The organism is Pseudocolwellia agarivorans (genome assembly GCF_002000085.1).
Lineage (GTDB): Bacteria > Pseudomonadota > Gammaproteobacteria > Enterobacterales > Alteromonadaceae > Pseudocolwellia > Pseudocolwellia agarivorans.
Genome location: NZ_MUZU01000009.1, coordinates 1 through 22,908 on the forward strand (window position 1 = coordinate 1; position 22,908 = coordinate 22,908).

The window sequence follows — 22,908 nt, forward strand, 5'->3', positions numbered from 1 at the left end:
GACTTGCATGTGTTAAGCCTGCCGCCAGCGTTCAATCTGAGCCATGATCAAACTCTTCAATTATAAATCGTTTGTGCATCTTGCGATGCTGCTCAATGAATTCTGTCATGTTACCTACATAAGTAGGTAACTACATAAAACGTACAATCTAATCAAAGATTAAATTATACTTTTTTGTGTGACATCAACATAAGCTGTTTTACGTCTTTCTTATTACCTAAGTAATAAAACCGACTATGTAAAATCAATCTTAATGTGAATGTTCACACAAATTGCATGATAACTAAGTTTTAAAGAAAGGCTTCTTTTTATAAAAGAAGCAAGAGGTTAATCGCATTCGTTAAGCTCTTGTGCTGCAGGCCTTGCCTGAAGCGAGATGCGCATTCTACGCGTCTCAGTTTTGATGTCAACAACTTTTTGAAATTCTTTTTAAAAGATTTTAAAAGTTATCTTTTGTTTAATCGGTCAATTAAGCCTGACTAAACCTATCAAAACCGCCACTTCGCTGTCCTTATTCAGTGAACTCAGTATTTCCTATACTTATCTTCTCTGGGTTTCCCTGAAGAAGTGGAGCGCATTTTAGAGATTTTTGAGGTGACGTCAACACTTATTTTGAAAAAACTTACCGTTTGCTGGATTTTCACACAGACCTTGGTTTTGTTGTGTTATTTAGCAACACTTCGTGTATTTAAAGAGCTATTTATATTGATAACATATGATTAAGCTTATCTTTAATACTTAGCTTTTATTCTACTTATTAAAAATCAATAGAACTCTCCCTCCTTCTCAACCTGTTATTTATCCCTGTAAAACCGAAGCTCACCTCAAAACACAACAAACCACTGATAATTAAAGATTAAATTTAACATCAAGTCTATTGTGACTTTATAAAAGGTGAGTAATATTAATAATGCATTCAATAATCATTTAAAGCTTAAATTAAAATGGTTACACAAAAAATGGAGAAATAATGCAATTTAAAAAAAATATCATCGGAAGTATACTTACCTTACTCGTTTCCACCTCATCAGGAATTAATGCTCATGAAGTTACGGGAAATGTTAATTTACTAAAAGAAAACCCTCAGTCTAATAAATTTTCAAAAAAAGGACAGTCTCTCTATATAGTACAATTAAAAGGAAACCCTGGGATTGCCCAAGCACAAAATATTGGCGAATTACTCCCTTCAAATCAAGTTGTTGGTATTGCAGGAAATAACTACAATGCGAATACGCCAGCAATGCAAACATACACAAAAGCGTTACAACAACGCCAAAACGATCTAGCGAATTCAATAGATTCTCTTAATATCATTCACTCCTTTAAACATACGTTTAATGGTTTTTCAGCTAAATTAACAGATAAACAGAAGAAGCAATTAGAATCTCACCCTGAGGTTATTGGTATTTGGGAGGATAAATTACAGAAAGTAACAACATCTAATACTCCCGAGTTTTTAGGGCTAACTGGTCCTTCAGGACAATATAGTTTTAATATTAAAGGGGAAGATGTAGTTATTGGCGTTTTAGATACAGGTATAGTTCCCGAGCACCCTAGTTTTTCCGATGATGGTTCTTACTCCGATCCTAGCACCATTGGCTGGACAGGAATATGTGATGCAGGTGAAGAGTCTCAAACGAATAGCTTTAAATGTAATAATAAATTGATTGGTGCTCGCTATTTTAATGACTCCTTTAAATCTATTTATGAAATTCAAACTTCACTTGGGGAGTTTATTTCTCCTCGAGACGCAGACGGCCATGGGTCGCATACGGCAAGTACTGCTGGAGGAAATGCGAATGTAGTTGCTCAATTATCAGGCGTAGATGCAGGTGTTATATCCGGTATTGCTCCTCGCTCTCGTTTGGCAATGTACAAAGTCTGCTGGAACAGTGATTACAAAAGCCCTGAAGGTGCGGATGAATCAGGTTGTTTTCCAAGTGATAGCATGGCTGCAATAGATCAAGCGGTTATTGATGGCGTGGATATTATCAATTTTTCAATTGGTGGTAGCCGTACAGATTTAACTCAACCAGCAGCTGCAGCAATGCTACGAGCTACTCAAGCAGGTGTTTTTGTTTCTGTTTCTGCTGGTAACGATGGGCCTGAGGCTGAAACAATTGGAACACCTGCTCCGTGGGTAACAAATGTAGCAGCTTCAACATATAGCGGTACCTCAAAAGTTATAGGTAAAAAATTAATAGTAAATTCGGGGAGTTTAATCGGCAATTCTTTTGTTGCTGTCCCCTCTGGATTTTCTCCGATAGTAAATAACTTATCAGGTGATGTAGTAGCTACAGAATCGGTTGAAGCATGTAACGAACCTGATGGTTCAAATCCAATAATAAATCAAGTAAATTTAGTGGGTAAAATAGCATTAATCTCTCGAGGTTCTTGTGCTTTTACTGAAAAATTTATTAATGCACAAGAAGCCGGAGCTATTGCAGCGATTGTTTATAGTTATGCAGATACTTCACCATTCTCTATGGGAGGAACAGACCCAGCAGCAACTATTCCTGGCTCTATGATTTCATTTGATGATGGACAAGCTCTGCTATCTAGCATGAATGAAGAAACAACCAATGTGACCTTCTCTGATGTTAGTGCTTCCGTTGATACATTAGAAACTGGTAATACTATGGCCGACTTTTCATCACGAGGGCCAAACCAATCAAGTTACGACATAATTAAACCAGATATTACAGCACCTGGCGTAAAGATCTTAGCTGCAACAACCAACACTCCAATGTTTACAACAAAAGGAGAGTCATTTCAGTATTTACAAGGTACTTCAATGTCAAGCCCTCATATAGCGGGTATGGCAGCATTATTTAAAGATTCAAATCCTGAATGGTCACCAGCCCAAATAAAGTCGGCTTTAATGACAACTGCTCGTCAAAATATTATGAAAGAAGATGGAGTTACTCCTGCAGATCCTTTTGATTTTGGTGCAGGTCATGCATCTCCCGTAGATGCGATGGAACCTGGTCTTGTATATGATGCTAACTATAATGATTATCTAGCATTTTTATGTGGTATAGGAAATGATTCATTTGTTGCTGCATCTGAAATTACTTGTAACGATTTAACTGATGCTGGTTTTAGTACTGAACCAAGCCAATTAAATATTGCTTCAATAGCTATTGCGGAATTAGCGTCTGTTGAGACAATATCTAGAACAGTCACTAACACATCAGAAATTCCAAGTGTATACACTGCGACAATAGATGCTCCTGAAGGTATTAATATTGAAGTTACAACATATAGTTCTGATGGTAATAGTAATGAAAATCGTACTTTATCGGTTACTCCCGGTGGAACTGCACGTTATACACTGACATTTTCTAAAACAGAAGATGCGATAATTAATGAATGGCGTTTTGGCTCCATCACGTGGTCTGATAATGCCGGTCATACTGTACGTAGCCCTATAGCAATTAAAGCTGCCCCCCAAATTAGTATTGAAGTTCCCAAAAATATCACAGGTACATTAAATAGAGGAAGACTATCCTTCGCTGTAAAAATGTTATATTCAGGAGGTACTTCAACTGATTTTGCAGGATTTGTAGCGCCATTTGGTTCGACAAGAACTGTTACCCAAGATCCTGATCAAGAGTTCTCATTTAACGAAGATGGTCTTGCTACTCACCTATTTCATCTACCTGAAGGCACCAAAGTTGCTCGCTTCTCATTACGTGACAACCTAGTTGGTGATGGTTCTGGTAATGTTGATTTAGATATGTATGTTTACCGCTGCGATAAATGGAGTTGCTCACAAGTAGGTCAGTCTTTAAATGCTGCGTCAAATGAAGATGTTGTTTTAGTGAATCCAGAACCAAGAGCAAATGTTGATATTGGTGACGTATATTTAGTTTGGGTTCATGGGTATGAATTAGCAGGAATGAGTACACTTGAATACACTATGCCAGTTTGGATAGCTGATACAAAAGAAAGTACATCTCGTGTTATTTCAAGCAGACGTGCAATTAAAAATCGCTTTAATAATGTAACTATCATGACAAAAGGCCTAACTGAAGGTACTTACATGGGAGGAATTACATTTTATGACGATAACGGCGTTTCTCAAGGCACAACTATTGTAGAAATTAACAATTAAGATTATTTAAATAATGCCCTTTAATGATTTAAAGGGCTATTTCCATATACAGCTCTTACAACTAACAATTAGAAAATGTAAGACAAAAAATAATAGGTATAACATGTTAAAAAATTTATTAAAAAACACATTATTGACACTATCAATTTCCTTATTCTCAATTGCCTCTGTTAATGCAAACCTTGTCACTCAAGATATCATTTTTGATGACGGTACTACTACAAACACTATATTTGAGAAGATTGGTTCAATCACTGTTGATACGAATGAAAATGATGGCTTTGGTGTGATCCGTTCATGGGTTAACTTTCAACTCTTTGGTTTCGATATGATCACTGAAAATGAAGCTAAAGGAGACTTTACCTTATTTGGCGCATTTGAAGTATTTGTTGATCTGAATAACTTAAACGCTGGAATTGAGTTTTTAACTTTCGATGTAACAGAAAACAATAGTCAATATTTCAATTTTCAGGGATTAGTTGATACAGCTTCAGGTGCAAATTTCTTTATTGACGTTTTTGATTTTAATGGCGGATTATACGCTTTTGGCGATTTAGCCTTAGGGAAGGCCAGTGTAGTATCTGAACCTCCAATGTTTTTATTACTATTTACTGGCGTCTTAGCTTTAATTACGACTAAACGCCGTAAAATTAATCTATAATTTAATAATATTAAAGAAGTCACTTTAGATGAGTGACTTCTTCTTTATAAGTACCTATTTTATTTATTTTTAAATGACTCCTTGTCAGCTTCTGCTCCGCTTTCTTTAAAATCAGCATCTTTATCATCACCAACAACATGCTCTAATTTAAGCTTTCTTACACCACGAATGGTAGTAAAAGGACCAGAAAAAGCGTAAATCACAAAAATAATTAATAGTACATTTTCAGGACTTGAAGCAACAATAATAAAAGCAAGAACAATTAGTAGTACTACAACAAAATTAACCCTACCTTTCCAATCAACATCTTTAAAGCTGCTATACCTAAAATTACTCACCATCAATAAGCCCGTAATAATAGTAATGATTCCCATTAAATATCCATAATCTGTACCAATTACTTGATAAGATGTACCTACCCACACTAAGCTTGCTATAACACCAGCAGCAGCGGGGCTTGCCAACCCTTGAAAATATCGCTTATCTGCAACTCCAACCTGAGTGTTAAATCGAGCTAATCTTAATGCGGCACTCGCTACAAAAACAAAAGCAGCTAACCAACCAAATTTTCCAAAATCGGCTAAAGCCCAATTATAAACAACTAATCCCGGCGCAATACCAAATGAAACCATATCTGCCATACTATCGTATTCGGCACCAAATTCGCTTTGTGTATTTGTCATTCTAGCTACTCGGCCATCTAAACCATCAAAGACCATTGCAACAAATATCGCGATAGCAGCACTTTCAAAATGCCCATTCATAGAAGAAACAATCGCAAAAAAACCAAAAAACAAACCAGCTGTTGTTAATAAATTAGGGAGAAGGTAAATTCCCTTATTTGGGGTTTTTCCATTTGAAGAATTTTGTGTCATTGTAAAACCGTTCTTTTATACAAAATGTTAACGTGAATTTAGCATAACTATAATTAACAACGATAGCGTATTTGTGTTTATTCTGCTGAAAAAACACAAAATGTTTGAATAATAGCTAGGTATTGTTATAAATTCATATTATAGATAACTTAAGTTAGTAGATAAGCCTTACAAATTTACTGAATAAGCTTAAAAAATAAAGAGTTTAAAAATGAAATATTTACCAACAGCCTTATTACTTGCTTTTAATTTAAATGTTATTGCAGACGATGTAATTATATATAGATGGGTAGATGAAAATAACATTGCTCATTTCAGTCAAAACCAACCAGCCACTGGCGACTATACTGAAATAGTCATGGCTAATTCTAACATTCCAAATATAAAAAATAATACCTCATCCTCTCCATCTAATGCAGACGCTTTTGAAGAAAGAAAAAAAGAAGATAAAACACCGAAAGATAAGTTACTTGATATGTCAGAGCAGTGTGAAGAAGCTAAAGCTAACTTAGCAACACTGACCGACTTTTCTCGTGTACGCTTTGTTGATGCTAATGGCGAAACTCAAATTTTAGATGAAGAAAAACAAGCGGAACAAATAACAATTAATAAAAAACGAATTGAAGTTTACTGTACTAATTCATCAAATAAGAAATAATAAAATAGCTCCTGTAATAAAGAATATATTACAGGAGCGAATATTTAATTAAATTTAAATGTTAATTTGTCTTTTTCTAAATCGATGCGAATAGCACTGTCCGGCGTAATTTCACCGGATAACAATGATTGAGCAAGTGGATTTTCGATTTCTTGTTGAATCACTCTTTTTAAAGGTCTAGCACCAAATAAATGATCAAAGCCTACCTTCCCTATATAATGTAACGCCTCTTCAGAGATAGTTAATGTTATATCTTTATCTTTTAAACGCTTAGCTAATGATTGAATTTGTATTCCTGCAATTTTCTCAATTTGGCTTGTTTCTAATGAATGAAAAACAACAGACTCATCAATTCGGTTTACAAACTCAGGTTTAAAGTACTGATGCACTTCTTCCATTACTTGTTTTTTCATTAACTCATATTGTTTTTCTGAACTTAGTTTCTGAATAACATCTGAACCAATATTAGAGGTCATGATGACAACTGTATTCTTAAAATCAACGGTTCGACCTTGCCCATCAGTTAGACGTCCGTCATCGAGTACTTGTAATAAAATATTAAACACATCGTTATGTGCTTTTTCAATTTCATCTAACAAAATAACTGAATAAGGTTTACGACGAACAGCCTCAGTTAAATATCCTCCTTCTTCATATCCGACATATCCAGGAGGCGCACCGATTAATCGAGCGACAGAATGCTTTTCCATAAACTCAGACATATCTATTCTTATTAAAGAGTCTTCACTATCAAATAAAAAGTTAGCTAAGGCTTTAGTTAATTCAGTTTTACCTACCCCCGTAGGACCTAAAAATAAAAACGATCCTATGGGCTGATTTGGATCAGCTAACCCAGCTCTTGATCTTCGAATCGCATTAGAAACAGATGATACCGCTTCATTTTGCCCTATAACGTTTTGATGGAGGCTATCTTCCATGTTTAACAGTTTATCGCGTTCACCTTGTAACATTTTAGAGACGGGGATCCCGGTAGCTTTGCTTAAAACGTCTGCAATTTCAGTTTCCGTGACTTTATTTTTTAATAATGTCATTTCTTGCATTTCTGCCTGACTTGCTAAATCAAGTTGTTTTTCTAATTCAGGAATTGTTCCATGATGCAATTCTGACATTTTATTTAAATCACCAGCACGAGTTGCTGCTTCAAGAGAAAGTCTCGCTTGTTCTAGATCCGTTTTTATGGCTTGTGTCCCATGTAGTGCCGCTTTTTCGGTAGTCCACACTTCATCTAATTCATCATATTGTGTTTGCATAATTGATATTTCTTGCACAATATTTTCTAAGCGCTTCGCTGAGGCTGGATCAGATTCTTTAGCTAACGCCCTTTCTTCTAATTTTAATTGAATAAGTTTTCGTTCTAATCGATCTAAATCTTCTGGTTTAGAATCCATTTGCAAACGAATACTAGAAGCCGCTTCATCAATTAAATCAATGGCTTTATCGGGTAATTGGCGGTCGCTAATATATCGGTATGATAATGACGCTGCAGCAACAATAGCAGGGTCGGTGATTTCAACATTATGGTGTAATTCGTAACGCTCTTTTAAACCTCGCAGTATGGCAATAGTGTCTTCAACACTAGGCTCATCCACTAACACTTTTTGAAAACGGCGCTCTAAAGCAGCATCTTTTTCAATGTATTGACGGTACTCATCCAGTGTTGTTGCTCCTACACAGTGTAAATCACCTCGAGCTAATGCGGGTTTAAGCATATTACCAGCATCCATTGCTCCGTCAGATTTCCCGGCCCCAACCATGGTATGTAATTCATCAATAAAAAGAATAACCTGCCCTTCTTCTTTAGCAAGTTCGTTTAATACTGCTTTTAAACGCTCTTCAAATTCGCCTCTGTATTTAGCTCCAGCGACTAAAGCGCCCATATCTAGAGATAATACACGTTTATTTCTGATCCCTTCTGGTACGGCATTATCGATGATTCGCTGGGCTAATCCTTCAACGATAGCCGTTTTACCTACGCCTGGCTCACCAATGAGTACAGGATTATTTTTAGTTCGACGTTGTAATACTTGTATTGTTCTTCTTATTTCATCATCTCGACCGATAACGGGATCAAGCTTTCCTTGTTCCGCTCTTTCGGTTAGATCAACGGTATATTTATTTAACGCTTGTCGAACATCTTCTGCGTTTTGATCATCAACCGATTCCCCACCTCTTACGTGCTCTATAGCTTGATCAATTCTCGTTTTATTAGCTCCAAGAGAGGTTAATATTTTGCCTAAAGCGCCTTTATCTTCAATAGCAGCCAAGACAAAAACATCAGATGATATAAACTTATCTCCCAATTTTTGTGCATATTTATCGCATAAATTGAACATATTAGCCATTGATGGTGAAAGCTGAACATCGCCCCCAGTACCGCTAACCTGTGCTAAATTAGCAAGTGCCGTATCTATTTGGTTTCGTAAACTATGAACATTAACACCCGCACTTTTTAATAAAGGGATAATACTACTGTTATTTTGATTTAATAAAGCCATCATTAAATGAAGAGGTTCAATAAATTGATGATCTTTACCTAAAGCAAGTGACTGAGCATCAGAAATAGCTTCTTGAAATGTTTGAGTAAATCGATCTAAGCGCATGGTACACCTTTGTAAATAAAGTAATTGAACAAAATAAACTTCAATGGAATCTCTAACCTCATAACGAATATAAATCGTTTCAATGATTATAGTTTCTATACACTATTAATAAGGGCAAATAGGAATATTTCAATCAAATTCAAACGAACTATTGATCAAGAACAATAATGTAGTTTAATTAAACTAAGCTCGACAAATTATAGTTGCCATACGACCTGTTTTATTATCACGTCGATATGAATAGTAGTTGTCTTTCATAGAAAAGGTGCAATGTGGTAGCGAATAAATATGATTAACACCTAAGTGTTTAAGTTGAATCTCAGCTATAAGTTGTAAATTAGCTAAATACTTATTTTTATGTTCTTGAGGATCCACAGGTGTAAAAGCATGAGAAAATTCATTATGTTGATCCATAAAAATACCATAAACATCTTCCCCTACTTCAAACTTTTCAGGCCCAATACAAGGGCCTAACCAAGCATAAATCTCATTCGCTGGTGTTTTCATTTTTTGAATAGTGTGTTGGATGATATTTTTTGAAAGAGGTTTCCAGCCACCATGAATAGCGGCTATATCACTACCGTCTAATGATGAAATTATAATAGGTAAACAATCAGCCGTCATAATAGCAAGCGCTATATAACGTTGTTGGGTAGTTACAGCATCAGCAATAAGTGAAGAAGAACATTCGTTAATAGTTTCTACATTATTCCCGTGAACTTGATCCAACCATTGAATGGAGGTATTGGTAGGCAGGTAATCTAGTAAAAGCTGACGATTATTTAATACAACACTTTCTTCATCTCCAACATGCAAACCTAAATTGAAGTTTCCGTATGCAGATAAATATTCTAATTGCTTTGGATGATGAATAGTTGTAGTAAAGGCCACTACATGTTGTACTGGCCAAATCAAATGGTTAAAAAATGAATTAGTACGGTTCAATAGAATGTAGCTTTGTATCTTCTCGTAACAGATCTGTTAATTTCACCATATCTGCAGGAACATCAGCATGCCACGTCATTTGTTCACCTGTAATAGGATGAAATAAAGATAACATAGCAGCATGTAATGCTTGTCGATGAAAACCTCGTAACATATCACGTAATGCTTCAGTGGCATTTTTAGGAGGTCTAGGTCTTCCACCATAAACAGGATCACCAACTAATGGATGTGTTATATGAGCCATATGTACTCTAATTTGATGAGTTCGACCTGTTTCCAAACGTAAACGCAACCTTGTATGAAGTCTAAACTTTTCCATGACTCTATAATGAGTTACTGAAGGTCTACCCGAAAAGGTAACAGCCATATGCGTACGTTTAGTAGAATGTCTACCAATAGGTTGATCAACAACTCCGCCAGCAGTCATAATTCCTGTAGCGATTGCTTCATATTCACGTGTTATTTCTCTAGCTTGTAACGACTCAACTAAATTTGTTTGCGCTGCAATAGTTTTAGCAACAACCATTAGTCCCGTAGTATCTTTATCTAAACGATGAACAATACCTGCTCTAGGTACAATCTCAACTTGTGGACAATAATGTAACAAAGCGTTTAATACTGTGCCATCAGGATTACCTGCTCCGGGATGAACAACAAAACCAGCAGGTTTATTAATAACTAAAATATCATCATCTTCGTAAACAATATTTAATGGTAAATCTTGAGCTTCAAATCTTTCTTCGGCTTCAATTTCTGTATCAATGGAAATATTTTCCCCACCATACATTTTCTCTCTAGCTACTTGTATTACTTGGTTATTTACACAAACATGTCCGGCTAAAATCCAGTCTTTTAACCTTGTTCTTGAATAATCAGGAAACATTTCTGCAATTGTTTGGTCCAAACGCTTACCTAAACAAGATTCAGGGACTATACCATTGTGTTGAATTTTTTCGGCCATTAAGTTCTCTTTAATTTTACCAAGCAAACTAAATAAGTTTTAGTACTGTGCAAGGAATGTTTGCTAGGTTAGAATGCTTGGAATATTTTACCTGTTTGTGTGAAGGGATGAAACCAACTTCATTAAATAAATATGAATGTCTCCTTTATTGGGGTAATCATGTTTCACTTAAATGAATCCACATTAACTTTAGTTAAACCAACGTTGTGATTTTTAAATCTATGCAAAAAATATCAATAAAAGTACTACTGACCGCACTTAGTTTAAATTTAATAGGGTGTTCTTCATCTGATAATGTCAATATTGACAATGTACCTAACAAATCAGCTCAAACTTTATTTTCAGATGCCCGTAAAGCGCTTGATGATGGTTTATTTCAAAAAGCTATTCAATTACTATCAGCAATAGACGCCCGTTTTCCATTTGGGCCAATATCTCATCAAGTACAAATAGATTTAATTTACGCTTATTACAAAAGTGGTAATGCAGATCAAGGGATAGCGTTAGCTGATAGATTTTTAAAATTAAATCCTACACACCCTAATGTTGATTATGTTTACTATATGAAAGCATTAATTAATTTATCAACAGAAGAAAATTTATTTCAAGATCTGGTAGGAATTGACCGTGCAGATCGAGACCCTACGGCATCTAGAGATGCTTTCGACGGGTTTAAGAGAATAATTACAGACTTTCCTGAAAGTCGATATGCTGCTGACTCAAGAAAACGCATGATTGATATAAAAGATCGATTAGCGAGATATGAATTATCTGTCGCACATTTTTATTTAAAAAGAGACGCGTGGGCTTCTGCTGCTAATAGAGGAAGATACATCATAGAATACTATTCTCCAAGTGAACATGTTGAAGAAGCTTTAGAAGTTATGATTGAATGTTACGATAAATTAGGGCTAGAAGATCTAAAAAATAACGCTAAACAAGTTTTAGCTGCCAACTTCCCTGATAATAGATTATTAAAATAAGATAAATTATCAAAGCACTAATTCAATGTTAGTGCTTTGATATATTTCAGTCTTTCAGTTATATAGCTGACGCGTCTTCTTCGCCTGTTCTAATACGAATAATACGTTCTACATCAGTTACAAATATCTTACCATCGCCTATTTTTCCTGTTTGTGCTGTTGACATTATTGCCTCAATACAACGTTCTACATCTTCAGAAGCAATAATCAATTCAATTTTTACTTTTGGTAAAAAATCAACCATATACTCAGCACCACGATAAAGCTCAGTATGTCCTTTTTGACGACCAAAGCCTTTAACTTCAGAAACCGTCATACCCGTAACACCTATTTCACCTAGTGCTTCTCTTACATCGTCTAATTTAAACGGTTTAATAATCGCTTCTATTTTCTTCATCATCGGATCCATTTTCAAAAAGTTAAATTCATTGTACACAATTCACAACATCAATCAAAAAATTCAATAAATAGCCTGCTCTTAATGCTAAATAGTTCTAAAAATTTTGATACACTTACCTTATTATCTACCGAAGAATATAATCCTTCAAATAAAATAAACATTTAATTACCGTTAAGGAAAGTCTATGGATCCTCAATTGATTATTGACGAAATGAAAGTTCTACCCGTTATTGATACTCAATATGAAATTACCCGCCGAGTAGCTTTTATAAAACAGCAGTTAATAAACTCTGGATTAAAAACTTTAGTACTTGGCATTAGCGGTGGAGTAGATTCATCAACATGCGGAAAATTGGCCCAGTTAGCTGTAGATGAACTTAATACTGAAAACGAAGGTAATAACTATCAATTTGTCGCAATCAGATTACCTTATGATATTCAAGCAGATGAAGAAGACGCGCAACTTGCATTAAGCTTTATTAAACCATCGCATAGTATTTGTACTAACATTTTAAATGGTGCAAACGGCATACATGAAGAAACACTCAAAGCATTATCAGACAATAATCTCTTAAATGCTTCCGAAGCACAAAAAGACTTTTCAAAAGGTAATGTAAAAGCACGAACTAGGATGGTAATGCAGTATAACGTAGCTGGCATCTTAGGTGGTTTAGTACTAGGAACAGACCATTCAGCTGAAAACATTACTGGATTTTTTACTAAATGGGGAGATGGCGCCTGCGATTTAGCTCCATTATTTGGTTTATCTAAACGTCAAGTTCGCCAGCTTGCTAAAGCTTTAGGAGCACCAACACAATTAATAGAAAAAGCACCAACAGCGGATTTAGAAGAATTATCTCCAGGTAAAAAGGATGAAGATGCATTAGGTATATCATACGATCAATTAGATGATTTTTTAGAAGGAAAGCTTACCGACTCAAAAATAGAAAAAATGATCATTAATATTTATTTAAAAACTCAGCATAAACGAGCAGCAATACCAACAATTTACAACTAGTTTACATTTTCATATAAAAAATATACTATCAGTAGTGTTTTATAATTGTTCATTAAACCAACAAAAAATATAAACGACTAAGGATAGTTGAAATGAATAAACACTACGGCTTTACATTACTTGAATTACTCACATCAATGACCATTTTGATGTTATTGCTCACCATAGGCATGCCATCAATGGCAAATTTCACGGTTAAAATGAGAGTTGACCGTGAAATATCTAGCTTACATAAAATGTTAGTGTTTGCTAAAAACACCGCAGTTAATTCTGATACTTATATCACAATTTGCCCACTAAACAATTCAAATATTTGTACTACTGATTGGCATTTAACGGTGAGTGTATTCAGTGATCACAATAAAAATAAAAAATACGAACCTTCAAAAGATGAGTTCATACTGAAAGTAAAAGAACCTATTGATGAGAATGATAAGCTGCAATATGGTAAAGATAGAACAGCTTTAGTATATGGCCCTACAGGACATTTAGCTATATGGGGAGGTAATGCCACTTTCAAATATTGCCCTAAAGATAATGAAGATAAAAATAGAGGCATCATTGTTTCTAGGGCTGGACGAGTTTATGAAACCTCAAACTATAAAAATGATGGTTTAGACCGAAACAGAAGTGGTAACTTAATTGTTTGCAAATAGGTGAAACTCATAGCTAGATAGGTAAACGCTAAAGTGGTATAAATAGGTTATAGTCATTACAAAACTGAAAAACATATGCGTATTAAAAACATCAAGCAAAAAGCGTTTACACTTGTTGAACTGTTAGTTGGTATTTCAGTTATTAGCATAATAACAATAATTGCCTTACCCAGCTTAAGTAAATTTGTTATTGATATGCGAGTAGACAACCAAATTTCAGAGCTATATCGCCTATTAAACATAGCAAGAAATGCTTCTGTAAATTCAGGACAAAACGTTGTTATTTGCCCTCTTGTTGCTAATACTTGTACAAATGACTGGACTAGAGAAATTAGCGTTTTTATAAATACAGTTAACGATAACACATTAGATTTACCAGCAGATGAGATTGTAAGAGTGAAGTCTGCATTAAGTAATAATGACCGGTTTCAATACTCAGGAGGAGCCTCATTAACTTACAATGCTTTAGGTAATTTAACATCAAATACTGCTGAAGATACTTTTAGTTACTGCCCTGAAGGTGTCCCTGATGCATCACGGGGAATTATCATTTCAATATCTGGTCGAGCCTATATTAGTCAGGATAATAATAATGACGGTATTGACGAGGACCGAAACAACAATCCAATCACCTGTATATAATTTGTGGCTCAAAACCTAATTTGATATTTATTACTTTTTTGGAGGGTTATCAACTTAATATTATTGTATTTGCTTTTATTAAAAACATACTATAAAGAATTCTTATTCGATGCTCGCTCAGCGATTATTAAATAGTTTAAGTTAAGAGTTATCTTTTTAAAGTACTTTTCAAAAGTCCATCTCTTAACTTTAATCCCCCAACGTTTAGGTGAAATTTAACACAATTACATAAAAATATATAACGAACCTCTTACATTGATATTTTTATCCTTGAGTTTTAGATTCTTCATCTAATTTATTTGCGATTTCATCATTGAACTTCTTGTCTATTTCAACACATTGATTAACTCTGTATATTTTATTTTTAGAAGGTATATTATGAAGATCAGCCTCAAATGTACCTCGTAATTTTATTGGTAGATCATAATGATAATGAATACCCCTTACTCCTCCCATATATAAAATGTCACATTTTAAGGAAACCTTTTTAAGGTTTTTAAAATGATTTTTATTATCTGATGTATTACTCAAAGCTATATTTGAGATGATTACAAAAAAGAATAATACTATTAGCTTATTAAATGATTTCATATTATTTTTCCCAACATGTAGTTGTTTTAGCTGTTTTTTGACCTGTTTCAGATATATTTAATGTCGTACAATCGGAGTCCCTCGTAGCTTGCGCCCCTCTTGCCGTAGCTGTTAACGTATAAGTAGTATTCGTTTGTGCAGAAGTATCAATACTGTAATTACCTGATTCAGTAATAAAAGGATCTGCAGGTAAACCTAAAAGCTTCATATCTGCAGTATACCTTCGGGTATCAACAAAATATTGTTCCATCTTATTTGCTATACGCAATAATTCTCTTTGGGCCTCACTACGATTAGATTGACTAACATACTCAACATAAGATGGATAAGCGACAGCTCCTAATATCCCAACAATAGCTACAGCAATCAATAGCTCGATCAAAGTCATTCCTATTTGATTTTTAATCATCATTATAGCTACTCTGTTATATATTGATAAGTGCGATATATTGATGGCCCAACGCCAGTATTAATAACTCCTGGATTAGTCCCCTCACCTTCTCCGCTACCAGTCAGAAGTCTTATCGTTGGACTGTCTGAACCGGGTGGAGATCCTGGAGGTACGCTAGTGACATCAACATGAGGAATATAAGGCGTAGGAGTATCAGGCATAGTTGTGGTTGTGACTATTTTTTTCCAACTGAAAAACTTTGTACCTTTGTATAAATCTACAGCATATAATGCACCTTCACCATTTACCAAAGAACACGAATTAGTTCCAGCTGGAGTAAAAGAAGTAAAATAAGCAACACCTTTAAGAACTATAGCTCCTGCAGTACTTTTTTCTCCTGCAGATTCGTAGTTATAGCGCCAACCAGATTTTTGACTTACAATCAGATCAAGTGCTTTAATATCAGCTGTTGTAGTTAGAGAACCATATGGGTCAGAAGTAAAATCAGCTAAGTCATTATATGTTATTACAGTAGGAATATCTTTAGCAGGTGAAACAGCCCCAGCCACAAAAGATTGTGTAATAATATTTTCATCTTGAATCATAAAAAACTCATCATTTGTATCTGTTGACGAAGGGGTTGATCTATCCCCACTTCCCAATAATACAGCCTCATATGGCGTTTCCTTACTGGTAACAATAGTTGTTGTACCTATTGTGCTTTCATAAGTATCAGTAAAAAATGTTCTTACAATAGAGGGAGCATCAAAAAAGCGTCTATCATCTACATTTGTCGTTCCACCTAGCTCAGCTAATTTAAAAGCGGTCCAAGGAGTAGTGCTACTAAAAGGATTATCACCAGGCATATCAATTCTAAATACATTTCCCCCAGTATCACCAGTGTACAACCTATCGACTAAACCATCACCATCACTATCTAATATACCAATACGTGAAGGGATACTATCAGTAAAACCAGTAAACTGTGTATTCTTACCTGTAGTAGCTGCTGGTGTTACACTCCATAATAAAGCACCTGACTCAGCATCTACCATATATATACCTCGGCCAACGCTATCAGGTGTACCAGGTCCAGTAATATCTTTTGCAATAGAGTAACCAGCTCCAAATATTAATACAGGTTTTGCTTTTCCACCTGAGATATTTAATGCTGAATAAGTGACTTGAGGTTGAGACCATGTTTGACCTAATTCTTTAAAGTCACCAGTATTTGCTTTTATTTCCCACATAAGCTTAGGAGTATCAGGATCTGTTATATCTAAAGCATAATATGAAGATCCACCTCTTCGTAATCCCAAAAACATCCATGCTTTATCTCCAGTCGAACTGATTGAACCATCTAAATCAGCATCAATTAAATGTGTAGTTATGCGCCCATCAATTCCATATACTTTACTGGAAGCCGGTAAATTATCGCGTAATGGTTTTATTTCTGGAAAAAATTTCTGAGGCATAAATGCCCATGATTCATCAACAGTAGCTCCACTGTCTTTAAACATATGTAATACACCAGAATTTGTCCCAACAAGAATACGAATATCAGGATTAGACTTACTAACGCCATAATTCACCACAACAGGCTTTGAATGTAACGGATCACCAAACAAATCAGGTCGGTAATCATCTTTATCGCCGTCATTATCTGCATCATCAACATCAATACCTAAAGCCCAATTTAAATACTCTTTCGCTTCAATAGTATCTGTAACTCCTATTAAAGACTGTACATTAGCCGCACTTCCTGCCGCAGTTTCAAGGTTGTCATATGTTAACGGTGTCAATATATTTGATGTACCAATATCACTATATACCTTTCTTGAGTTTTTAGTTTTAGCACTAAACATACCAACAACGCCTCCAGCATTTACATTGTTACCATCTGGTGTTGCTGAACTTTGCCAGTAAGTTTTAGCGGTATCGATGATACTACCTGAAGCATCTACAGCTGAATTACCTTCCCTATCAACCTGCTTATCATCTTTAATTTTTAATTTTTTAAGATTGCCTTTCCATCTAGCACCATTATTAGGAATAAACATCCCATAATAAGCCGAATCAAGGGACTCAGTTCTATCAAAACTATTAGTAGCAACTGATGGAGCTGTAAAAGTAGTATTTACAGCTAAAATTGAACTCAAGGCCTTTTGTAAAGCTGAACCTAACTTAGTAGGGTCTGTTGCATCATAATATTTGCCTCCTCCTTTAGTTGCTGCTGCTTCTAATAATTTAGTTGCAGCACTTGCTCCTTCACTAAAGCCTACGGTATACAAAGTTGCTATTTGAGTTCCGGGGAGGCTAGCATTAATATCATTGCTATGAACATATTCAGCAAGTGCTGGTAAATAGTTATTATCAACATCTACCGCTGTTGAAGAAGGTGTAGCTCCAGTGTGTAATGCTTTAACCAAGCCATCTGATGCTTTATCATTTGTGGGTTCACCATCTGTAATTAAAATCACAAAAACTTCATTACTACAACCTTTATATGGTGCGATATAGTTTCCACCACTTTCAATGCTCTTGTCTCGATCTGGCAAGGTCTTATTATGGTATTTTACACCATTAAAGCCATTTTCATCTTGTGAACCATATTTAACAGGTAAGCCTGCAAAATAGCGATAAGCTTCATAATAAGACTCACACAAAGGTGTCCAGCCAGAAGCATGTAAATCATTTTCAATTATAGAAAGTAATGATTTTTTGGCTGTAGCCGTCATTTCTTGTATACCAAAAGCAATTCTTCCACCATGAGAATTACTTTGATTACTATCGGAATACCTATTAAAATTATAAACTTCAAGACCAAATTGAACTGATGGGATTGAGTCAATTAAATTTGTTAAGGTTCGCTGAGCAATTGCAATTCTTGTCGTATTTGTAGTACCTATATCAGCACCATTACTATACTTTGTGCCTTGCTCCCATCTTAGGTAGTTATCAGTATAAATAGTAACAACATCCCCTCCCCATGAAGCATCTACTTTGGTAATATCCGTATCGTAATATACGGGGGAAGCAACAGTTCCTAAGCCATCAATTGGATATCCAAATGTCACACTACCGTTGACTTTATTACTATTATGTTCAACCGTTGTACTATTTTTTATGTGCTCTAAATCTAGGCTAATATCATCTTCACAATCAATTATCGAAATGGATGTTCCATCACTATCAGGAATATCTTGCCAACTGCCAGAGTTACCTTGAAATGTATATTCTTTTATACGACCAGTATAAAAGCCAACTTTATTAAGTCGAGAAACAGCAGTAGAACAATTATTAAGACTTGCCAAAAATCGTCTTTTTTCAGTTGGAGAATCAACAGAAGGTAAAGATGTTGGTGTCCCTACGACATAGTACAAATATTTATCGCCTTTACCAGAATATGACCCAAGAGTTTTATATGTTTTAGCTGGGTTATAGGGTGTTTTAATTGTTTGAGACCCCGTCATACTACCTGAAGTATCAACAATTAATAATACTTGTGGTTTTGTTTGGGCACGTAAATTAGCATTCCCTACATATAATTCTATATCTTCGCTATAAGCATATAAGGAACTAAATATTAAGGCCGATAATAAAATATATTTTTTCATATTAATATCCTAGTGATAATTCTTGAGCAATGCCGGCATTAACTTGAATGACATGGTTATTGTTTCTTCCATATGTTCTACTAACCACAACATTTGACATTCGACACTTAGCGTCTGAAGATGCGGGTTTAACAGGTGGGCAAGATGTCTCAAGAGAAAGTAGATTATCTGGTGATGCTATAGCTGTAGTTATCGAAGGTTTTGTCACGGATAATATAGGTGTAGGGGTATTCAGTTCTACAAATATATTTGGTCCATTAACTCGACGTTGTTCATTAAAAATAATCCTATCCATTTCACTAATAGTTTCTTGTGTAACTATTGATTTTGCTTGACTTGCACCTGCCATTTTAACATCCGTTGTCGTATTTTGCATTAATACCGCAGCAACAGCAGTTAAAGCAACTAAAAAAACAAGGGATACAATTAAAACTACGCCTGATTGATTAAATTTTTTTATTGCCATTCGGTTATCCCTTGATTATATAATGTAACGGTTGAACTAAATAATAAACGCCTAAAATTATCGCCACCCGCATTAAATACAGTCCCCCCCATTTGATATGTATTATTATTCTCATAATTAGGGTCTGCTCTAATAGATCTAACTAAAACATAAAATTTTACAGCTAAAATTTTTGTATTATTAGTATTATCCCAATAATCTCCAATCATATCAGCTGGTGCCATATAGCCATTAACGACGTCATCCCCATCAGTATCTACACCAAACATATAATGAACACGTTCAATACCTTCAACTAATAAGTTAAAAGATATTGGTGTAGCTGTATTTTGTAATCGCCCTTGCATCAACACAGGAACAAAATTAGCGGTAGTGCCAATGCGATCATTTCGAATATAATAAATATGATGCTGATATTCCCAAATTCGTGCATTGTTACTAACAAAAGGAATTGCCGCGGCACTTCCTGGAAATAAAGTAGCTTGAATATAACCTGCGTTCAAATAATAACGTTCATTATCAATCGCTCCGGGTAAAATGGGACGAGCGAGCACTCTTTTTATTTGCAAAACATCTGAACCAGGTACTGCATTATTTATACAGCCACCAAGTATAGTCGCAGCTGTTACATTAGCAGCCCAAAGCGTTCTAAAATGAAAAAGATTACCTTGTGGAAAGCTGCTATTATTTTGTCCCCCTCCTATACAATCGCCAATGACAGGTGGGAGATCTGCCCCTGAATATACATCAGACGAAAAACTTAATTGTAAATCTCCCCAAAAATTTTGTCGTAATAAGTCATCAGTTAATATAGTAACAGCGAAACGTCCATTTTCTTGCAGCTCTCCTATGCTTGAAGTTTCTTGCGTGGTGGTTTTCATTCCTACAAAAACACTTAACACCCCGCCAATCAATACTAACCCTATAGCTAAAGCTACAAAAATTTCTAAAAGTGTAAATCCATTTTGTTTTTTAATCATATAAGCCTCTAAAAAATAAATGCATCTACGACAATTTGTCTACGTTTAGTACTTGTAGTACCACATCCGCTTCCAAATGTTGTATTAAATTTAGCACCGTCTGATGTTTCTTCCCGCCCTTCCCAACTAATAGCAACTGAGACAGCATTATTTACATGTTCAATACAGGCAACAACACCAGTTAAGCCACCATTACCTTTCGATAAATTTTGTACATCTTTGCCAATTAAGCTTTGTTCCCACTCGTACAAGTCGTTAGCTGTTAGTTCAGCGGCGTTGCATAAAGCTGTTGGTCTATCACAACGAACTGCTGGTGCAGTAAGAGGAGTAACACCATAAGTACCGTTATAACCATCAAGTACATTGAGTCCCACGGTTGCATCATTTCCTCGCATACGTTCAATAATATTTTGTGCTAAAGAAGAAGCCATAGAACGCTGCATAGCATCAAAACTGCCCTTTTTAGCTGAAGCTTGCATAGCTACAGCGCCTAAAATACCTGTAGATAAAATAAATAAAGCGACAAGAACTTCAATTAAGGTCATCCCCATAAAAGAAGTTTTTTTAAGCCGACACTGTTTATAAGGTCGTGAATTATAAAGCCGCAAAATTATTCTCCTTGGAGATCAAAAATTTTATATTACTAAAATACTGAAAAGTTATACGGATATTGAAAGGGGACTTTGATAGCGGCAATAGTGCGCCAAAGCTTTTAATTACATTGATTAAAAGCTTTAAAAGAACATCATATGTGTTAAAAATCACTAATGTGAACCGCATTAACTCATACCTTAATATCCGTATTTAAGCAGCATTCCATTATATGCCATGTGATGACTACTTACAATTTATACAATAAAAACCTAGACTTACATTATATACAATATACACAAGCCTATTTTATGTTTAATTTTTAAACAACCTAAGGTTAACGCAATTCTAGTGGAACTGCAAATACTGTATTTTCTTCCCTCCCAGGATACTCAACAACTTCTTTTCCTCCGTAATTTTTTAATCTTTCAATGACTTGATTAACTAAAATTTCCGGAGCTGATGCACCTGCAGTTACACCCACTTTATTAATATTATCTATCCAACTAGGTACTATATCTTCAGCCGTATCTATTAAATAAGATGTGGTTCCCATTTTTTCAGCAAGCTCTCTCAATCGATTTGAATTAGAACTATTTTTTGCTCCAACAACTAAAAGTAAATCAACTTGATTCGCAATTGAGCGTACTGCATCTTGTCTATTTTGCGTTGCATAACAAATGTCGTCTTTTCTAGGTCCTTCAATATTTTTATATTTCTTCTGCAAAGCGTCTATAACATCACTCGTATCATCTACCGATAATGTTGTTTGGCTACAAAAATAAAGTTCGTCTGAATTTTTAACGTTTAGTTTTTCAACATCACATGCTGATTCAACTAAATAAATTCCACCGGTTTCACTTTCGTATTGTCCCATTGTACCTTCAACTTCAGGGTGACCAGCATGGCCTATAAGAATACATTCAACATTTTTACGACTTGCACGAGAAACTTCCATATGTACTTTCGTTACTAATGGGCATGTCGCATCAAAAACTTTTAAACCACGATCTTTAGCTTTGTTTCGCACAGCTTTTGATACACCATGCGCACTAAAAATCACCGTGCTATCGTCAGGTATTTCATCAAGTTCATCAACAAAAACTGCTCCTCGTTGCTTTAAGCCATTAACAACAAATTTATTATGAACAACTTCATGGCGTACATAGATAGGTGCATCAAATAGATCGAGTGCTCTGTCAACAATGCTAATAGCTCGATCAACACCGGCACAAAAACCTCTAGGGTTTGCTAATATAATTTCCATTGGTATTCTCTAATTGTTCGTATCTATTGAATTTCTACTACGTCGATAACAAAAGTGACGGCTTGACCAGCTAATGGATGATTAAAGTCAACGGTAACTGATGAACCTGAAACGTCGGTGATCATACCAGGCAATTCACCACCTGGTTGTGTAAACGTTATTATATTGCCAACTTTAGCGGGTGTTTCACTATCAAACTTTGTGATATCAACATAATGAATATTATCAGGGTTTTTATCACCAAATGCGTCTATGGACTGAAGTGTAAACTCTTTAGACTCTCCAACTTTTAAACCCAGTAGATTCGCTTCAAATGCTGGAGAAATGCTTTGATCACCCATAATTATTTTAGCGGGTTTATTATTTACTTTTGTGCTATCTGCTGCAGAACCATCAGCAAGCTTCATTGTTATATGTACAATTATTTGAGAACTTTCATTAATAACTTTAGTCATGATTTGCCTTTTA

20 protein-coding genes and 1 rRNA gene are annotated in these 22,908 nt (G+C 35.1%); 7 read left to right on the plus strand and 14 right to left on the minus strand.

Annotation, left to right across the window (positions count from 1 at the left end; genetic code table 11):
- A 16S ribosomal RNA gene (locus B0X80_RS13805) occupies positions 1-63 on the minus strand; the annotation flags it as partial.
- Between the two features lie 907 nt (positions 64-970).
- Here B0X80_RS13805 and B0X80_RS13810 point away from each other — a divergent pair.
- Positions 971-4,117 carry a S8 family serine peptidase gene (locus B0X80_RS13810; RefSeq protein WP_077341218.1) on the plus strand — a complete coding sequence of 1,049 codons (3,147 nt, stop codon included), beginning with the start codon at positions 971-973 and terminating at the stop codon, positions 4,115-4,117.
- A gap of 103 nt (positions 4,118-4,220) precedes the next feature.
- Entirely contained in the window at positions 4,221-4,778 is a 558-nt protein-coding gene (locus tag B0X80_RS13815; protein WP_077341220.1) for a hypothetical protein, read from the plus strand.
- A 59-nt stretch (positions 4,779-4,837) separates the two neighbouring features.
- Here the strand turns inward: B0X80_RS13815 and pssA are convergent, their stop codons facing one another.
- On the minus strand, positions 4,838-5,653 hold the full coding sequence (gene pssA / locus B0X80_RS13820; RefSeq protein WP_077341222.1) for a CDP-diacylglycerol--serine O-phosphatidyltransferase: 816 nt from the start codon (positions 5,651-5,653) through the stop codon (positions 4,838-4,840).
- Positions 5,654-5,864: 211 nt separating this feature from the next.
- Here pssA and B0X80_RS13825 point away from each other — a divergent pair, with 211 nt between their 5' ends.
- Positions 5,865-6,311, plus strand: coding sequence for a DUF4124 domain-containing protein (locus B0X80_RS13825; protein ID WP_077341224.1), 447 nt, complete (start codon positions 5,865-5,867; stop codon positions 6,309-6,311).
- A gap of 44 nt (positions 6,312-6,355) precedes the next feature.
- On the opposite strand, the gene clpB is transcribed toward B0X80_RS13825, so the two are convergent.
- The 3 genes from clpB to rluD all read right to left on the minus strand — a co-directional run bounded on the left by clpB (position 6,356) and on the right by rluD (position 10,838).
- Complete coding sequence (clpB, locus tag B0X80_RS13830; RefSeq protein WP_077341226.1) at positions 6,356-8,932, minus strand: ATP-dependent chaperone ClpB; 2,577 nt, start codon at positions 8,930-8,932, stop codon at positions 6,356-6,358.
- A 183-nt stretch (positions 8,933-9,115) separates the two neighbouring features.
- A complete protein-coding gene (gene pgeF / locus B0X80_RS13835) occupies positions 9,116-9,877 on the minus strand; it encodes a peptidoglycan editing factor PgeF (RefSeq protein ID WP_175623946.1) in 762 nt (253 codons plus the stop codon).
- On the minus strand, positions 9,864-10,838 hold the full coding sequence (gene rluD, locus B0X80_RS13840; RefSeq protein ID WP_077341230.1) for a 23S rRNA pseudouridine(1911/1915/1917) synthase RluD: 975 nt from the start codon (positions 10,836-10,838) through the stop codon (positions 9,864-9,866). Before rluD ends, pgeF begins: the two co-directional genes overlap by 14 nt.
- A 221-nt stretch (positions 10,839-11,059) precedes the next feature.
- Between rluD and B0X80_RS13845 the strand changes: the two genes are divergently transcribed.
- Entirely contained in the window at positions 11,060-11,821 is a 762-nt protein-coding gene (locus B0X80_RS13845; protein ID WP_077341232.1) for an outer membrane protein assembly factor BamD, read from the plus strand.
- A 58-nt stretch (positions 11,822-11,879) separates the two neighbouring features.
- Here B0X80_RS13845 and glnB read toward each other — a convergent pair whose 3' ends face one another.
- Entirely contained in the window at positions 11,880-12,218 is a 339-nt protein-coding gene (gene glnB, locus B0X80_RS13850; RefSeq protein ID WP_076421106.1) for a nitrogen regulatory protein P-II, read from the minus strand.
- A 187-nt stretch (positions 12,219-12,405) separates the two neighbouring features.
- On the opposite strand from glnB, the gene nadE reads away from it, so the two are divergent.
- From nadE to B0X80_RS13865, 3 genes are all read left to right on the plus strand, one after another.
- Positions 12,406-13,239, plus strand: a complete 834-nt coding sequence (nadE, locus tag B0X80_RS13855; protein WP_077341234.1) for an ammonia-dependent NAD(+) synthetase — start codon at positions 12,406-12,408, stop codon at positions 13,237-13,239.
- Between the two features lie 92 nt (positions 13,240-13,331).
- Positions 13,332-13,895 carry a GspH/FimT family pseudopilin gene (locus B0X80_RS13860; RefSeq protein WP_077341564.1) on the plus strand — a complete coding sequence of 188 codons (564 nt, stop codon included), beginning with the start codon at positions 13,332-13,334 and terminating at the stop codon, positions 13,893-13,895.
- 75 nt (positions 13,896-13,970) lie between these two features.
- On the plus strand, positions 13,971-14,537 hold the full coding sequence (locus tag B0X80_RS13865) for a GspH/FimT family pseudopilin (RefSeq protein ID WP_077341566.1): 567 nt from the start codon (positions 13,971-13,973) through the stop codon (positions 14,535-14,537).
- Between the two features lie 264 nt (positions 14,538-14,801).
- On the opposite strand, the gene B0X80_RS13870 is transcribed toward B0X80_RS13865, so the two are convergent.
- From B0X80_RS13870 to fkpB, 8 genes are all read right to left on the minus strand, one after another.
- Positions 14,802-15,128: a hypothetical protein gene (locus B0X80_RS13870; RefSeq protein ID WP_077341235.1), complete on the minus strand. Its 327-nt coding sequence runs from the start codon at positions 15,126-15,128 to the stop codon at positions 14,802-14,804.
- Position 15,129: 1 nt separating this feature from the next.
- Positions 15,130-15,540: a type IV pilin protein gene (locus tag B0X80_RS13875; protein ID WP_342743309.1), complete on the minus strand. Its 411-nt coding sequence runs from the start codon at positions 15,538-15,540 to the stop codon at positions 15,130-15,132.
- 5 nt (positions 15,541-15,545) lie between these two features.
- On the minus strand, positions 15,546-19,136 hold the full coding sequence (locus tag B0X80_RS13880; RefSeq protein WP_077341237.1) for a pilus assembly protein: 3,591 nt from the start codon (positions 19,134-19,136) through the stop codon (positions 15,546-15,548).
- Between the two features lies 1 nt (position 19,137).
- Positions 19,138-19,602, minus strand: coding sequence for a pilus assembly PilX family protein (locus tag B0X80_RS13885; protein ID WP_077341239.1), 465 nt, complete (start codon positions 19,600-19,602; stop codon positions 19,138-19,140).
- Positions 19,593-20,582: a PilW family protein gene (locus B0X80_RS13890; RefSeq protein ID WP_077341241.1), complete on the minus strand. Its 990-nt coding sequence runs from the start codon at positions 20,580-20,582 to the stop codon at positions 19,593-19,595. The genes B0X80_RS13885 and B0X80_RS13890 overlap by 10 nt, the downstream gene beginning before the upstream one ends.
- Positions 20,583-20,590: 8 nt before the next feature.
- Positions 20,591-21,190: a type IV pilus modification protein PilV gene (gene pilV / locus B0X80_RS13895; protein ID WP_077341243.1), complete on the minus strand. Its 600-nt coding sequence runs from the start codon at positions 21,188-21,190 to the stop codon at positions 20,591-20,593.
- A gap of 320 nt (positions 21,191-21,510) precedes the next feature.
- The gene (ispH, locus tag B0X80_RS13900) at positions 21,511-22,440 is read right to left on the minus strand and encodes a 4-hydroxy-3-methylbut-2-enyl diphosphate reductase (protein ID WP_077341245.1); all 930 of its coding nucleotides are present in this window, start codon (positions 22,438-22,440) and stop codon (positions 21,511-21,513) included.
- 23 nt (positions 22,441-22,463) lie between these two features.
- The gene (gene fkpB, locus B0X80_RS13905; RefSeq protein ID WP_076420188.1) at positions 22,464-22,895 is read right to left on the minus strand and encodes an FKBP-type peptidyl-prolyl cis-trans isomerase; all 432 of its coding nucleotides are present in this window, start codon (positions 22,893-22,895) and stop codon (positions 22,464-22,466) included.
- Positions 22,896-22,908: the final 13 nt, after the last annotated feature.